The organism is Bartonella sp. AA74HLJMH, assembly GCF_042197045.1.
GTDB lineage: Bacteria > Pseudomonadota > Alphaproteobacteria > Rhizobiales > Rhizobiaceae > Bartonella.
In genome coordinates, this window is the sequence record NZ_JBHIRJ010000077.1 from 1 (window position 1) to 1,962 (window position 1,962).

Here is a 1,962-nt window from a genome sequence, read left to right on the forward strand (position 1 = left end):
TCGAATGTTACGCCTGTTTTTTCAGCAAATCCTGATTTTAGAAACACATTTCTTGAAGGTGTAAAAAGTGCTGGTGTGTCTTATCCACAAAGCCTTCTCTCTGTTGCTGGTTTGAATGCTTCTCCTGTTTCAAAAAACAATTATTTAACAGCACTCAATAAAGCCGGATTAGAAAAGATTAATGCTTCTGATGACTATGCAAATTTTTTAACTAGAACCCTTACTAGTGTAGGTGATGATAATTCTATTGCGAATACTTTAAAAATCGATGACAATAAGTTATCAAAAAACACATTAAGTCCAGAAGACCAAAATAAGAAATTTGTTGTCGATCCACAGTTTTTTATGGACAGTAGCTCTGTAACTCGATCTTTCACTCAAAGTGGACAGGATACAGTGACTATTGATGCATCTGATTTCTCGCGAAAAGATCCTATAGCCAGAATGACACGTAGTGGAGAAGTACAGCGTGATGTATCGGGAAGTAATGTCATTTTTGGTGAAGGCGTTAATGCGAAAACCGTGGACAGTGTTGTTATTGGTTCTAAAGCGAAGGCGGTATTAGCTGAAAGAGACCAAAGGTTAGCGGCATCTGTTATCATAGGTTCTAACTCGGAGATCCATAGAGGTGGATCGGTTGCTGTTGGTGCAGATATAGTGGCACTAAATAATGATGCGGTTGCTGTTGGTCGTTTTATACGGGTAGAGGCGGACAGCAGTACAGCTTTAGGCTTTAAAACGCAAGTGAAGGTAGTAGGGGGTGTTGCTATAGGAAGTGATTCTGTAGCCAATAGGGCTGCTGGTGAGTTTGGTTATACTTCTATGTTGCAGGGTCCTGCAACAAGCTCCGAGACACAATGGAAAAGTACGCGGGGTGCAGTGAGTGTTGGTGATCGTAGTAAGGGTATAACCAGACAAATTACAGGCGTAGCAGCTGGTTCTGATGTTGCCGATGCAGTGAATGTTAGACAGTTAAGAGACTTAGAAGATGTTGTAAGAAAAACCGGTTGGAAACTATCAGTTGGAGATAAAAATGCTACAGCTGTTCTTATGGATAGCGGAGTAGATTTTTCTGCTGGAAGTAGCAACCTAAATATTACAAAGGGCGATAAGGACAATAAGCTAAAATTTGATCTTGCTAAAGATATTACGTTGAGTAGTGCAAAAGTAGCAGGAAATACCTTAGATGCAACGGGCTTAGTAATTACTGGTGGTCCCAAAATAACGACCGATGGTATTGATGCTGGAGGTAAAGAGATAAAGAAAGTTAAGGCTGCAGCACTCACTGAGACTTCACAACAAGCGGTGAATGGTTCACAGTTATTTGCAACAAATAATGAAATTGCTGATGTAAGAGACAGTATCCTTGTTAAGCAAGAAGAAGAAAAAGAGGAGAAATTAGCGCGTAGTCTCCGTGCGGGGGGTACAGGTCTCATCACCATTGGGAAAGGAACTGGTGGTACTGAAATCAGCATTCTGAATAAAGATAGTGAGAAACGGAAAATTTCCGGTTTATTAGGTGGCGATCTCAGTGCAAATTCAGATGAAGCGGTTAATGGCTCACAGCTGTTTACTACAAATCAAAATGTTACAATTGTAGCCACGAATATAGCTAAGTATTTAGGTGGTGGCGCTAAATATGAAAATGGCGCTTGGACTGCTCCTAAATTTACTGTTAAGTCCGTTAAGGATGATGGCGAAACAGAAAACAAAGAATATCCTGATGTAGCATCTGCCTTTGAAGGTGTAGGTACTTCTATCACGAATGTTCAGAATAAATTGACTGAACAGGTTAATAATGTGATTAACAAAGTAGAAAGCGAAAGCTTTGTTCAGCAAGACCAAGCAACACATCGTCTCACTATTGGAGCTGCAGTAGAAGGCAGTGAAATCAACATTGCCAATAAGGACAAAGGGGATCGGATTCTTTCTGGTGTGAAGGCAGCAACACAAAATAATGAA

1 pseudogene is annotated in these 1,962 nt (G+C 40.4%); it reads left to right on the top strand.

What is annotated here, in order from left to right:
- Positions 1 to 1,962 (top strand): annotated as a pseudogene (locus tag ACFINH_RS09695) (hypothetical protein); the annotation flags it as partial.